The sequence below is a fragment of the Pseudomonas sp. PSE1(2024) genome, assembly GCF_050990555.1.
Lineage (GTDB): Bacteria > Pseudomonadota > Gammaproteobacteria > Pseudomonadales > Pseudomonadaceae > Aquipseudomonas > Aquipseudomonas aphyarum.
The window spans coordinates 130,001-143,914 of the sequence record NZ_CP158967.1; the positions used below are offsets into that span (position 1 = coordinate 130,001).

Genomic DNA, 13,914 nt, shown 5'->3' on the forward strand with positions numbered 1-13,914 from the left:
CAGCTAGGAGGTTGGCTTAGAAGCAGCCACCCTTTAAAGAAAGCGTAATAGCTCACTAGTCGAGTCGGCCTGCGCGGAAGATGTAACGGGGCTCAAACCATACACCGAAGCTACGGGTATCACGTAAGTGATGCGGTAGAGGAGCGTTCTGTAAGCCTGTGAAGGTGAGTTGAGAAGCTTGCTGGAGGTATCAGAAGTGCGAATGCTGACATGAGTAACGACAATGGGTGTGAAAAACACCCACGCCGAAAGACCAAGGTTTCCTGCGCAACGTTAATCGACGCAGGGTTAGTCGGTCCCTAAGGCGAGGCTGAAAAGCGTAGTCGATGGAAAACAGGTTAATATTCCTGTACTTCTGGTTATTGCGATGGAGGGACGGAGAAGGCTAGGCCAGCTTGGCGTTGGTTGTCCAAGTTTAAGGTGGTAGGCTGGAATCTTAGGTAAATCCGGGATTCCAAGGCCGAGAGCTGATGACGAGTTGCCTTTAGGCGACGAAGTGGTTGATGCCATGCTTCCAAGAAAAGCTTCTAAGCTTCAGATAACCAGGAACCGTACCCCAAACCGACACAGGTGGTTGGGTAGAGAATACCAAGGCGCTTGAGAGAACTCGGGTGAAGGAACTAGGCAAAATGGCACCGTAACTTCGGGAGAAGGTGCGCCGGTGAGGGTGAAGCACTTGCTGCGTAAGCCCACGCCGGTCGAAGATACCAGGCCGCTGCGACTGTTTATTAAAAACACAGCACTCTGCAAACACGAAAGTGGACGTATAGGGTGTGACGCCTGCCCGGTGCCGGAAGGTTAATTGATGGGGTTAGCTAACGCGAAGCTCTTGATCGAAGCCCCGGTAAACGGCGGCCGTAACTATAACGGTCCTAAGGTAGCGAAATTCCTTGTCGGGTAAGTTCCGACCTGCACGAATGGCGTAACGATGGCGGCGCTGTCTCCACCCGAGACTCAGTGAAATTGAAATCGCTGTGAAGATGCAGTGTATCCGCGGCTAGACGGAAAGACCCCGTGAACCTTTACTATAGCTTTGCACTGGACTTTGAATTTGCTTGTGTAGGATAGGTGGGAGGCTTTGAAGCGTGGACGCCAGTTCGCGTGGAGCCATCCTTGAAATACCACCCTGGCAACTTTGAGGTTCTAACTCAGGTCCGTTATCCGGATCGAGGACAGTGTATGGTGGGTAGTTTGACTGGGGCGGTCTCCTCCTAAAGAGTAACGGAGGAGTACGAAGGTGCGCTCAGACCGGTCGGAAATCGGTCGTAGAGTATAAAGGCAAAAGCGCGCTTGACTGCGAGACAGACACGTCGAGCAGGTACGAAAGTAGGTCTTAGTGATCCGGTGGTTCTGTATGGAAGGGCCATCGCTCAACGGATAAAAGGTACTCCGGGGATAACAGGCTGATACCGCCCAAGAGTTCATATCGACGGCGGTGTTTGGCACCTCGATGTCGGCTCATCACATCCTGGGGCTGAAGCCGGTCCCAAGGGTATGGCTGTTCGCCATTTAAAGTGGTACGCGAGCTGGGTTTAGAACGTCGTGAGACAGTTCGGTCCCTATCTGCCGTGGACGTTTGAGATTTGAGAGGGGCTGCTCCTAGTACGAGAGGACCGGAGTGGACGAACCTCTGGTGTTCCGGTTGTCACGCCAGTGGCATTGCCGGGTAGCTATGTTCGGGAAAGATAACCGCTGAAAGCATCTAAGCGGGAAACTTGCCTCAAGATGAGATCTCACTGGAACCTTGAGTTCCCTGAAGGGCCGTCGAAGACTACGACGTTGATAGGTTGGGTGTGTAAGCGCTGTGAGGCGTTGAGCTAACCAATACTAATTGCCCGTGAGGCTTGACCATATAACACCCAAGCAATTTGCATGCTCCGAGCTGAAAAGCGAGAGAGACCAGATTGCGGTGTGTGAAGACGAAAATGAACCGAAAGTTCGATGCTCACAAAACACCTAGCTGTCACATACCCAATTTGCTGAAGCGAGACCTCTGGTCACGACTCAGTACCCGAATTTCTTGACGACCATAGAGCGTTGGAACCACCTGATCCCATCCCGAACTCAGAAGTGAAACGATGCATCGCCGATGGTAGTGTGGGGTTTCCCCATGTGAGAGTAGGTCATCGTCAAGATTAAATTCCGAAACCCCAATTGCGAAAGCAGTTGGGGTTTTGTTTTAGTAGAAGTCACCGATTTTTGCCGGAACGTTACTGCGGTAACGGGCTGGTCACAGAATTTCTTGACGACCATAGAGCGTTGGAACCACCTGATCCCATCCCGAACTCAGAAGTGAAACGATGCATCGCCGATGGTAGTGTGGGGTTTCCCCATGTGAGAGTAGGTCATCGTCAAGATTGAATTCCGAAACCCCTGTCTGCTAACGCAGACAGGGGTTTTGTCGTTTCAGTACCCACAAAAATCCGATTTTCAAACCGCTCTGCGTGCCTTGCTGCTCCGACGAGCCTGCCATTTGCGCCACCAGATGTAGACGCCAGTCCCCGACAATCCCGCAATCAGAACACCCAATACCGCGATCATCACTTGTCCGGTGAAGCCTATGATCCGTCCCCCGTGTATCGGCAACTGCAACCGATAAAACCGCTCTCCCAACGTCCCTTTTCCTGCGATCTCCTGCCCCAGTAATCGTCCGTCAGTACCGTGGAAGAACAACCAGGATTTACCGTGGGCCTCGGTGTCATGCTGTCCAAACCCCGCACCGTAGAAGTTGTATTCAAAGCTGTAATACAACTCGCCGATCGCCGCTGTCAGCCCCAACCTTTTCCCCTCCTGCTGTGCCCTTTCGTATGCTTGTTGATAACTCAATCGGGTGATCCCCAGCTCTTCGGCAGGCATCCGCCCTCGAGCCTCATACACGCTCGGTTCAATCGGAGAAAACAGCGACACCGCGGGTTTGAAGACCTGGCTCGGCAGGTTCATCGCCACGCTGCTGACGGCTATCGGCAGCAACAACAACCACAGCCACAAGCCCCCTGCCCGATGCAGATCGAAGTTGAGTCGATAGGCATGCCCGCCCTTGATCTTCCAGGCCTTCGACCACTTCTTCCAGAACGGTTTACCCCGCGGTAACGTCAGCCAGAGAGCGATGAAGCAATCGATTACCCAAGCGATGGCCACCAACCCCATCAACAGCAAACCCCAGTTACCGGGCAGTGTCAGGTTGTAGTGAAACTCAAGAATGAACGGAACGAAGTTCTCACGCTGGAAACAGCACTCGCCCCAGTAACGCTGACCTTTTTGCTCTGCGCTGACCGGGTCGAGGTAGAACACTTCATTGCGTTCTTTGAAGGGTTCGCCCGTCGCCGGATTATTTCGCGGAACCGCCGCCAGCAATGCCGTGTGGCCTGCCTCATTCGGGTACTCCATGTACCAGACCTGCAACTTCGGATGGGCCGATTGCACCGCATCAACCAGCCCACCTGGCGGCAGACGCTCCCCCTCGGCCGAAGCCGCGTAAAACTCCGGATTCAACCACTCATCCAGCTCATGGTTGAACGCCAGAATGCTGCCCGTGATCCCGGCCAGCAGCAGAAAAACCGCCGTGGCCAATCCGATATACCGGTGCAATAAAACCAGAAACGAACGCATGAAAACTTCCTCCACAGATACGACAAAGCCAGCCCCTGAAATCAGGGGCTGGCTTTTTTATGCACAAGACAAAGGCTTAGAACTGGTAACTGACCGTCGCGGCGACGTTGCGCTCTTCGCCCATGTAGCAGAAGTCCAGACTGGCGCAGGAGGCTACGTAGGATTCGTTGGTCAGATTGTTCGCATTCAGGCGTACGTCGACACCCTTCAAACCGACCTTGCCGAGGTCATAGCCAATCGATGCGTCGAACAATGTGTAGGACGGCACTTTCATGGTGTTCTCTGCATCCGCCCAGCTATAGCCGACATACCGCACACCGCCGCCCAATCGCAGCCCATCGAGCGCCGCACTGTCGAACTTGTAGTCCGCCCACAGCGATGCCATGTGCCGCGGTGCCTGGCTTGGCGAGTTGCCTTTGTTCTCGATCACATTGGTCGGTGTGCTCAAGGTGCTGGTCATCGACTTCGAGTATTCAATGTCGGTGAAGGTGTAGCTGCCGAGGACTTTCAGGTTGTTGGTCAGCTGCATGTGCGCTTCCAGTTCCAGACCCTGAGAGCGGACAGCACCTACAGCGCGATAGAAGTTTTCCTGCGGCAGTTTGGTCGCCAGGTTCTCCTGATCGATGCGGAACAACGAGGCGGTGAACAGATTGTCGGTACCCGGCGGCTGATACTTCAGGCCCATTTCCCACTGCGTTCCATCGGTCGGTGCGAGCGGATTGCCGGCGCTATCAGCGTAGGAATTCGGGTTGAACGACTCGGAATAGCTGACGTACGGCGCGAGGCCGTTATCGAACAGATACAGCGCGCCGGCACGACCGGTGAGCTTGGTGCGACGATCGTTGATCTCTGTGCCGACCGGACGACCCGCTTCGGCGATGCGGTTTTCGTCGGAGGTTTCCACCCAGTCCTGACGCAGCCCCAGCGAGAAGCGCCACTTGTCCATCTCGATCAGGTCTTGCAGGTAAACGCCGGTCTGCTCCAGGCGCCGCAGATAGCTGGTCTCGCCATATGGCGTGATAGTGGAATTGCCATACACCGGGTTGAACGCATTGATCGGCGCCAGGCCACCACTGGTCCAGTCGACCACGGTTTTGCGCCGCTGATAATCCGCCCCCATCAACACCGTGTGCTTGGTCGCGCCGGTGAAAAATTCAGCCTGCAGCATGTTGTCGACGATGAACGCGTGCAGACGCTCGTCACCGCCGGTGTAGTAGCGATTCAGTTCGTTGCTGGTCGGCGACGTCCAGCCATAGGCATACACCTGATCCATGTTCACTTTGGAGTCGAGGTAGCGGAAATTCTGCCGCACGGTGAAGACGTCATTGAAGCGGTGTTCGAACTGGTAACCGAACGACTGCTGATCACGGGAGTAACCATCGATGCCCGGCTCGCCTTCGAAGAAATGCGGCGAGATCCGGTTGCCGTTGCGCTGATGAATCGTGCCGTCGGCCGGCACGCCACCGTGGTAGCCGCCATCCGGGTCATGCTGCAGATACGCCTGCAGGGTCAGCGAAGTATCTTCGTTGAAATCGATGCTGACGGTTGGTGCGAGGGCGAAGCGCTTTTCCTTGTTGTGGTCGAATTGCGTGTCGGACTGATCCGTCAAACCGATCAGACGATAGGCGATACGCTTGTCGTCATCGACCGGTCCGCTGAAGTCAAAACCGACACCGCGCTGGCCCTGAGTGCCGACGGTGGCCTGAACCTGGTGATAGGCCTCGTACAGCGGCTTCTTGCTGGTCAGCGCCACCAGACCGCCCGGCGAGCTACGGCCGTAGAGCACCGACGAAGGGCCCTTCAGGATATCGACACGCTCAAGGAAATATGGGTCCACCTGCATAGTGCTGTAGGTGCCGCTGTCGCCCATCGACTTGAGGCCGTCGAGGTAGATGTTATCCACCGAACCATCGTTGAAGCCGCGCATTGCCACGTAGTCGTAACGGTGCGTGGCGCCGTAAGGATTGGTCAGCACACCGGGGGTGTAACGCATGGCCTGGGACACGGTTTGCGAGCCCTGGTCGTCCATTTGCTCACGGGTAACCACGGACACGCTTTGCGAAGTTTCCAGCAGCGCGGTACTGGTCTTGGTGGCGATCTGGCTGTGCGTCGCGTTGTAGCCGTCCATGCTGCCCAGCGCGTTGCCGAGGGCGAAGCCTTTGATGTCCGTGGTCGGCAGAGCCAGTGCTTCGGTTTCCGCGACCGAGCGCAACACATAGCTGCTGCCGTCCTGGCTGACCGCCTCCAGACCTGATCCGCCGAGCAAGTGGCTCAAGGCCTGATCGGTCGAATACTCACCCTGTACACCCGGTGACTGGCGGCCCTGGGTTTGCTGCGGCGTCATCGACAACGTGATGCCCGCCTGACGCGCGAACTGGTTGAGCGCATCGCCCAGCGGTCCGGCGGCGATGTTGTAGCGGTGGCTGCTGACCTCGCTGGCATTGGCCGCCATGCTCAGGCTCGGCAACAAGCCAACGCCCAGTGCAGTAGAGAACAGCGCCGCCCGAACGGCGTGACGCAACAGGCCCGATTCGGCAGAGAAATTCAGAGGGTTCTTACAGGTAACGCGCGCAGTCATTGTAGGTTTCCGTAGGCAGTCGCGAAGGCTGAGTTGAAGTGCTTACTGACTAAGCCGGACTTGCCGCGAAAACCCGCCAAAATAATTTCAGGCCACAGACTCCAGCGTCACCCACCAACGAGTGCGGTAGCGCAATTGCACCGGCAGGGTCTGCGGCAGGATCGCCAGCAGCTTGTCGGTGTCCTCAAGACGGAACACGCCGGACAGGCGCAAATCCGCAATGTCCGACGCACAGCTCAGAAATCCCTGACGATACCGGCCGACTTCGCTGAGGAAGTCGCCCAGCCGCATGTTGCGGGTCACGATCAGCCCGTCGACCCAGGCACCGGCGTCCATGTCCAACGGCGGCGCCGGGCGAACTTGATGGTGATCGATCAGATAGCTCTGACCGGCGATGGCCTCTGTTGAGTTGCCGCCTGAGTGAATCGCGACTCGACCACTGGTGACGCTCAGGCGCGTGCATCCATCTTCCTGGCGCAGAATGAATCGCGCCTTGAACGGCTCGTAACTGCCATGACGACTCTGCACCCGCAGTGGTCGGTCAAACGACGCACCTTCATCGGCACCGCCACAGGTGACGATGATTTCTCCACGGGTCAGTTTGATCAGCCGTTGCTGCGCGGTGTAATCGAGATCCACGCTGCTGGCGGTGTTGAGTTCGATCCGCGTGCCGTCCGGCAACTGGAAGCCACGGCGCTCGCCAGTGGCGGTGGCGTAGTCGGCGCTCCACTGTTGCCAGGCGGAAGTGTCGCTGGCCAGCCATCCCGCCGAACCCATCAGCAGCGCGCCGGACAACAGCTTCAATGCCCGACGTCGACCCAGACCCTGAGCACTGTTTTCCAGCGTGTTGAACGCCACCTGCGCACCGGGCACGGCACGCAGATTGTGGGTCAGTTCGGCTTGCAGAGACTGCACCCGCTGCCAGGCCAGTTCGTGATCATGGTGTTCGGCGCGCCATTGTTCGCACTGGCGATTCAGGCGCGGATTGCCATGGTTGTTGCGCAGGCGCAGGAGCCAGTGAATGGCCTGTCGGACGACTTGTTGCGGTGGCTCGGCGCGTCGGCCAAGCGAGAGGTTATCCACCGGCATCAGTTTTCGTACCGCAGCACGTAGCAGTGATACAGCGCATCGGCGACGTAGCGTTCCACCGAGCGCAAGGACAGGCCCATTTGCTCGGCGATCTGCTTGTGGGTCAAACCTTCGCACTGCGCCAGCAGAAATGCCTGACGCACTTTCGGCTTCAAGCCTTCAAGCATGCGGGCAATGCTTTCGAGCAGTTCGATCACCAATGCGCGGGATTCGGCACTCGGGGTTTCGGCTTCAGGCAAATGGGCGATGGTTTCCAGATAGGCGCGTTCAATTTCTTCACGGCGCCAATGATCGATCACTAAACCCCGAGCAACCGTGCGCAAGAATGCGCGAGGTGCCTTGAGTTCCAGACGCTCGGTGCGTTGCAGCAAACGCACGAACGTGTCCTGAGCCAGATCCGCTGCATCGGCGGCATTGCCCAGCCGAGTGCGCAACCAGCCGTTGAGCCAGCCGTGATGACTACTGTAAAGCGCCTGTACTGCAAACTCAGGAGAGGACATGAACGCGACAGCCCGAACGTCACAAATGATAATTAGTCGCATTGTCATCAAGGGTTACAGAATTTGCAACCGGCGCTGCAAAACAGTCATCAAAAAATGACAGGCGAACGCTCTGGCACGCCGTTCGGCGGGAATCTGGCAGAAATGCCGTCCATTTCCTGCAAAGCCCTAAGTTTTCTCCAAAGCGTGCCGACAGACTGGTGAGACATGCGTGCACCAAAGTAGAGCGGCCATCAGAACGCTGCCTGCGCTGTACATGGAATGTTGCATCCGGAACGCATCCCCACTTTTGGCATAAGAAGTCCCATGAAATGAATCTCAAGTTCAGCCATAAAATCCTGTTGGCCGCCTCGGGCGTCGTGGTCCTGGCGTTCGCGCTGTTCACTTTGTACAACGACTATCTGCAGCGAAACACCATTCGCCAGAACCTCCAGTCATCCGTCCAGCAGGCCGGCGACCTGACCGCCAGCAGTGTGCAGAACTGGATGAGCGGGCGGATTCTGGTGCTGGAAAACCTCGCGCAGAACGTCGCCCATCAAGGCAAGAACGCCGACTTCCCGGGGCTGGTCGATCAACCGGCCTTCACCTCGAACTTCCAGTTCACCTACGTCGGTCAGGCCAACGGTGTGTTCACCCAGCGCCCGGACGCGAAGATGCCGGACGGCTACGATCCGCGTCAGCGTCCCTGGTACAAGCAGGCCGTGGCCGCTGACCAGACCATGTTGACCCCGCCATACATGGCCGCCGTTGGCGGTCTGGTGGTGACCATCGCCATGCCGGTGAAAAAGAACGGCGAGCTGCTCGGCGTCGTGGGCGGTGACCTGAGCCTGGAAACCCTGGTGAAGATCATCAACTCGGTGGACTTCGGTGGCCTGGGCCACGCGTTCCTGGTCAGCGGTGACGGTCAGGTGATCGTCAGCCCGGACAAAGACCAGGTGATGAAGAACCTCAAGGACATCTACCCGAACGCCGGTGTGCGCATCGAGAAGGGCAACCAGAACGTAGTGCTCAACGGCCAGGAACGCATCCTGTCGTTCACCCCGGTCGCGGGTCTGCCGAATGCCGAGTGGTACATCGGTCTGTCGATCGACCGCGACAAGGCCTACGCCGCACTCAGCCAGTTCCGTACCTCGGCAGTGATTGCGATGTTCGTCGCGGTGGGCGCGATTGCAGTCTTCCTGAGCCTGCTGATCACCGTACTGATGCGTCCGCTGATCACCATGGGCCGTGCGATGCAGGACATCGCTCAGGGTGAAGGTGACCTGACCCGTCGTCTGGTAGTGGAAAGCAAAGACGAGTTCGGTGAGCTGGGCAGTTCGTTCAACCAGTTCGTAGAGCGGATTCACGCTTCGATCTCCGAAGTGTCTTCCGCGACTCGCCACGTACACGACCTGTCGCAACGGGTGATGGCATCGTCCAACGCCTCGATCATCGGTTCCGACGAACAAAGCGCACGCACCAACAGCGTGGCTGCCGCGATCAATCAACTGGGTGCCGCCACCCAGGAAATCGCCCGTAACGCGGCTGACGCTTCGCAACACGCCAGCGGCGCGAGCGAGCAGGCCGATGACGGTCGTCAGGTGGTCGAGCAGACGATTCAGGCGATGACCGAGCTGTCGCAGAAGATCAGCCTGTCGTGCACCCAGATCGAAACCCTGAATGCGAGCACCGATAACATCGGCCACATTCTCGATGTAATCAAAGGCATCTCCCAGCAGACCAACCTGCTGGCGCTCAACGCGGCCATCGAAGCGGCCCGTGCCGGTGAAGCCGGACGCGGTTTCGCGGTGGTGGCGGACGAAGTGCGCAACCTCGCTCACCGCACCCAGGAATCGGCGGAAGAGATCCACAAGATGATCACCTCGCTGCAGGTCGGCTCGCGCGAAGCGGTGACCACCATGAACGCCAGTCAGGCGTCCAGCGAGGAGACCGTTGAAGTGGCGAACCAGGCCGGTCTGCGCCTGGTCAGCGTGACCCAGCGCATCGGCGAAATCGACGGCATGAACCAGTCGGTGGCAGCCGCTACCGAAGAGCAGACTGCGGTGGTGGAAACCCTCAACGTCGACGTCAACCAGATCAACCTGCTGAACCAGCAGAGCGTGGCCAACCTCAATGAAACGTTGAAGGATTGCGATGCGTTGTCGCAGCAGGCCAACCGTTTGAAACAGCTGGTGGACAGCTTCAAGATCTGATTGCTTGCGGTCAAAAAACAGCCCGCTGCGGAGTGATCCGCAGCGGGCTTTTTCATGCCTTACACAAACAGCTTCAGCACATTGCCCATCGCATCATCGGCGAACCCCTGCACGAAATCCTTGAACCCCGGCAGCGCCTCAGGACCGCCGCTTGCCGGCTCGGCGATGATCGTCCAGGTCGCCCGCGACTTGCCTGCGCCCAGCGATTCCACATTCATCGCCGCCCACAGATTGGCCACGCCCAGCGTGTTGTAGATCGTGGTCCAGGTCATGCTCAGCGCCTGGTCGTCCCGGGAGTTGAGTTGCTCGACCACCACGTTGCCATCCTTGAAGAACTTCTTGCGCAGCGAAGACACGCCTTCGCCGGTCATTTCGATGTGCGACAGGGCCGGAATGAAACGGTCGAAACCGTCGAACTTGCCGACGACCGCCCACGCTTGTCTGGCGTCCACCGGCACTTCCACCGAAGACACGACGTGGCAGCCGTGAGGGTTTTTGATCAGGGTGTCGGGTTGAAGATCGCTCATGGTGTTGCTCCTTGGTGGTTGAGTCAGATGAAGTTGATTTCTTTCAGGTAGTCGCAGCCGCGACGCAGCAGCGCCGGGGATTTTTCCGGGTAGTGCGCGCCCATTTGCTGCACGCCGGCCTGGGCATTGGCGTGGCCGATCAGGGAGATGTCGCCGATGTCTTCCTCGAAGCCGTTGAGGTAGAAACCAAGCACGCCGAACAGCGCGTTATCGGCATCGACCCGGCCCAGTTGCTGTTGCCAGTCGGCGACGCTGACCAGCGAAAACTCGCTGCCGGTTTCGCGGAACGACGCAACGTAGGCATCCCAGCTCAGGGGCTCCGGGTTATGCAGGTTGAACACCGCCCGTTCGGCCGAATAACGGCTGGCGTGGAAGGCGATGAAACGGGCGAGAAAATCCACCGGCATCAGGTCGAAATTCAGCGCGAAGGCCGGCACCTGACCGAGCTGGATCGAGCCCTTGAGCATCAGCATCAAACGGTTCTTGTGCGGCTGGCACACGCCGCTGAGGCTGTTGAAACTGATGTTGCCGGGCCGATACAGATTGACCCGCACCCCACGCTCCCGCGCCCGTTCGAGGATGCGTTCGCCGACCCATTTCGACAGGTTGTAGCCGTTGCGGATGTAGATCGGCGGCGTCGGTGCGGCCGGCAGTTCCAGCACCCGGCCTGCGTCGTCGACGGTGCTGGAGGCCGACAGCGTCGAGACGAAATTGAACACCTTCTTGCTGCGCCCTTCGCACAGCCGCAGCAGTTCGAAAATCGGCTCGACGTTGTCCGCTGCCAGCGACTCGTAGTCGAGCACGTGATTGACGTTGGCCGCGTTGTGCACCAGCGCGCCGAACTCGCGATCCAGTCGCTCGAAATCCTCATTGGCCAGGCCCAGTTGCGGCCGGGTGATGTCCGCCGAATAGACCCGCACCCGACTCAGGTCCAGATGCTCCAGCCGGTTCTCTCGCAAAGACTGGGCAAAACGCTGCGCCGCCGTTTGCCCGCCGCCATCGCGCACCAGACACGCCACTTCGCTGGCGCCCCACCCCAGCAGCGCCTCGACGATGTGCACGCCAACAAAACTGTTGGCGCCGGTGACGATCACCTTGTGCACATCGCCCATGCGGCTGATCGGCAACGGCTCGATGTCCAGCGCTCGCTCGGCGTCGGCCATCGCCTGAGCGCTGAGCACCGCGCTGTCGTCTGTGCCGCGCACCAGCGTGGCGAGCTTGGTGATGGTCGGCAGTTCAATGAAGCGGTTGATCGAAATACTGCGACCGAATTCCTCCCGCAGACGCAGGAGCATGCGCGACAGCAGAATCGAGTGACCGCCGAGATTGAAGAAGCTTTCGTCGGTGGAAATGTCGCTGGTCGGCAGCTCCAGCAACTCACCCCAGATCTCCAGCAGCAGCGCTTCGTCGGCGTTGGCCGGCAGGCATTTGGGGCCGCTGTCCTGCACGCTGACCGGCAGTTCCAGCAAGGCCTTGCGGTCGACTTTGCCGTTGGCGGCGAATGGCATGTTCGGCAATTCCATCCACGCCACCGGTTGCATGTAGTCGGGTAAGAACTGCTGTGCGTGAGCTTTCAAAGACTCGCGCGCGGCATCCGATTGCGGCTGGGCGAGGAACGCCAGAATCCGTCGCTGACTGTCGATCACCACGGCGATTTGCCGATACAGCTGACTCTCGCGCAGGCAGCGCTCGATCTCTTCCGGCTCGACCCGGAAGCCGCGGATCTTCACCTGATTGTCGCGGCGCCCGCACAGCTCGATGCCATCCTCGCCCCACTTGGCCATGTCGCCGCTGCGGTAGGCACGCAGGCGCTGGCCGTCCGGTAATTCCAGATCCAGATAGCGCTCCGATGTCTGCTGTGGATTGTTCAGGTAACCCAGGCATACGCCGGGGCCGACGATGAACAATTCGCCCACCGTTTGCTCCGGCACCGGTTGCAGATCGTCATCGAGGATCAGCACCTGACTGTTGGCAATCGGCCGGCCGAGGGTGCGATTGCTGTCGCCCGGTTGCAGTTGCCGCGCGGTGATCAGCACCGTGGCTTCGGTGGGGCCGTAGAGGTTGTGCAGCTTGCCCTGGCGCGTCAGTTGCTCGATCACGAACGGCTCGCAGACGTCGCCGCCAGTCATGATTTGCCCGACGCTTTGCAGTTGCTCCAGCGGCAGGATGCTCAACAGTGCCGGCGGCAGGAACGCGTGGGTCAGTTGCCGACGGCGAATCAGCGCCACCAGTTGCAGCGGATCACGGCGCTGGTTGTCGTCGGGCACCACCAATTCTGCGCCTTCGAGCAGGGTCGGGAAGATATCGATCAGCGACGAGTCAAAACTCAGCGACGAGAACTGCAGCACCCGGCTCTCGGCCCGCAACTGCACGTAATCGGCGTACCACGCGGTGAAGTGCGCGAGGTTCGCCTGACTCAGCAGCACACCTTTCGGATGCCCGGTAGTACCCGAGGTGTAGAGCGCCATGCACGGCGCATCGAGCTCGGGCCGACGACGCATCAACGGTTGCGACAGATCGGCGTCGGTGCGGTTGATGCGACAGACATCCAGCCCTGGCATCGAACCGCTCAGCGGGTGTTCGCCGTCGTGCAGCAACAGCACCGCCCCGGCGTTTTCCAGAATGTACTGCTGGCGCTGAAGCGGATGGCTCGGTTCCAGCGGCAGATACACCGCGCCGCTGCCGAGAATGGCCAGAATCGAAGCAAACAGCGCATCGCATTTCGGCAGGCAAATCCCCACCACCCATGGTTGCGGTTGTGTCTCCAGCATTGCCAGCAAGCGTTGCTGGATTGCACGGCTGTGAGCATGCAACTGGCGGTAGCTGATCGACTGCTCGGCGAGGTGCAGCGCCGGGCGTTCAGCGTGCTCGATCAAGCTCTGTTGCAGCCGCTCGATCACCGGGATCCGTGCCTGTTGCAGCAACCCCGGATTGGCCGTGGCATTGAGGCGATGGACGTAGGCCAGGCTGTCGAGAAACAACAGGTTTTCCACCTGCTCGAAGTCCGGCGCACGGGCCGTCGTCGCATGCTGGAAATACTCGGCATCGCGGGAAAAGCGGCTGACCAGCAGCGCCACCTCGTCCACCACCTGCGCCAGTGTTCGCTGGCGCAGGGCCTGACCGTTGCCGGACGGTTCGTCGGCGATGGGCACGCGGCTCAGCAACGTCGAGTTGTACAGGCACAGCAGATCAAGCACCGGCAAACCGCCGGCGCCCGTTGCACCGATACCCAGACGCAAAGTCAGGTGCGGTGTCACGCCGTGATCCTGCGGCGCAAGGCTGCCGTCATCGATCACCAGATCCACCGACGGAGCCGCTTGCGTCAGCAATGAATGACCGTGTTGTTCGAGCTCCTGCGCCAGGTCGGTCAAGGCCTGGCTGCGGCCCCTCAGCAAAATGTCGAGACGTCTCATGTCAGC

At 59.1% G+C, this 13,914-nt stretch carries 7 protein-coding genes and 3 rRNA genes (1 of these 10 running past the window's edge); 4 read left to right on the forward strand and 6 right to left on the reverse strand.

The features are described 5' to 3' along the window. The 3 genes from ABTV87_RS00630 to rrf (ABTV87_RS00640) form a co-directional block, all read left to right on the forward strand. Positions 1 to 1,852: ribosomal RNA gene (locus ABTV87_RS00630) — 23S ribosomal RNA — on the forward strand (it extends 1,039 nt beyond the left edge of the window). A 167-nt stretch (positions 1,853 to 2,019) separates the two neighbouring features. After that, positions 2,020 to 2,135, forward strand: a 5S ribosomal RNA gene (gene rrf, locus ABTV87_RS00635). A gap of 106 nt (positions 2,136 to 2,241) precedes the next feature. After that, positions 2,242 to 2,357: ribosomal RNA gene (gene rrf, locus ABTV87_RS00640) — 5S ribosomal RNA — on the forward strand. A 73-nt stretch (positions 2,358 to 2,430) separates the two neighbouring features. On the opposite strand, the gene ABTV87_RS00645 is transcribed toward rrf (ABTV87_RS00640), so the two are convergent. From ABTV87_RS00645 to ABTV87_RS00660, 4 genes are all read right to left on the reverse strand, one after another. Beyond that, positions 2,431 to 3,609 carry a PepSY-associated TM helix domain-containing protein gene (locus ABTV87_RS00645; RefSeq protein ID WP_433898826.1) on the reverse strand — a complete coding sequence of 393 codons (1,179 nt, stop codon included), beginning with the start codon at positions 3,607 to 3,609 and terminating at the stop codon, positions 2,431 to 2,433. 76 nt (positions 3,610 to 3,685) lie between these two features. Next, positions 3,686 to 6,187, reverse strand: coding sequence for a TonB-dependent siderophore receptor (locus ABTV87_RS00650; protein ID WP_433898827.1), 2,502 nt, complete (start codon positions 6,185 to 6,187; stop codon positions 3,686 to 3,688). A gap of 87 nt (positions 6,188 to 6,274) precedes the next feature. Then, positions 6,275 to 7,276 (reverse strand): FecR domain-containing protein, encoded by a 1,002-nt coding sequence (locus ABTV87_RS00655; RefSeq protein WP_433898828.1) that lies wholly within the window; start codon positions 7,274 to 7,276, stop codon positions 6,275 to 6,277. Continuing rightward, complete coding sequence (locus ABTV87_RS00660; RefSeq protein WP_433898829.1) at positions 7,276 to 7,776, reverse strand: sigma-70 family RNA polymerase sigma factor; 501 nt, start codon at positions 7,774 to 7,776, stop codon at positions 7,276 to 7,278. The genes ABTV87_RS00655 and ABTV87_RS00660 overlap by 1 nt, the downstream gene beginning before the upstream one ends. Positions 7,777 to 8,087: 311 nt before the next feature. On the opposite strand from ABTV87_RS00660, the gene ABTV87_RS00665 reads away from it, so the two are divergent. Further along, positions 8,088 to 9,968: a methyl-accepting chemotaxis protein gene (locus tag ABTV87_RS00665; protein ID WP_011331841.1), complete on the forward strand. Its 1,881-nt coding sequence runs from the start codon at positions 8,088 to 8,090 to the stop codon at positions 9,966 to 9,968. A gap of 59 nt (positions 9,969 to 10,027) precedes the next feature. On the opposite strand, the gene ABTV87_RS00670 is transcribed toward ABTV87_RS00665, so the two are convergent. Further along, complete coding sequence (locus ABTV87_RS00670) at positions 10,028 to 10,495, reverse strand: SRPBCC family protein (protein ID WP_433898830.1); 468 nt, start codon at positions 10,493 to 10,495, stop codon at positions 10,028 to 10,030. A 23-nt stretch (positions 10,496 to 10,518) separates the two neighbouring features. Beyond that, positions 10,519 to 13,908 carry an amino acid adenylation domain-containing protein gene (locus ABTV87_RS00675; RefSeq protein ID WP_433898831.1) on the reverse strand — a complete coding sequence of 1,130 codons (3,390 nt, stop codon included), beginning with the start codon at positions 13,906 to 13,908 and terminating at the stop codon, positions 10,519 to 10,521. Positions 13,909 to 13,914: the final 6 nt, after the last annotated feature.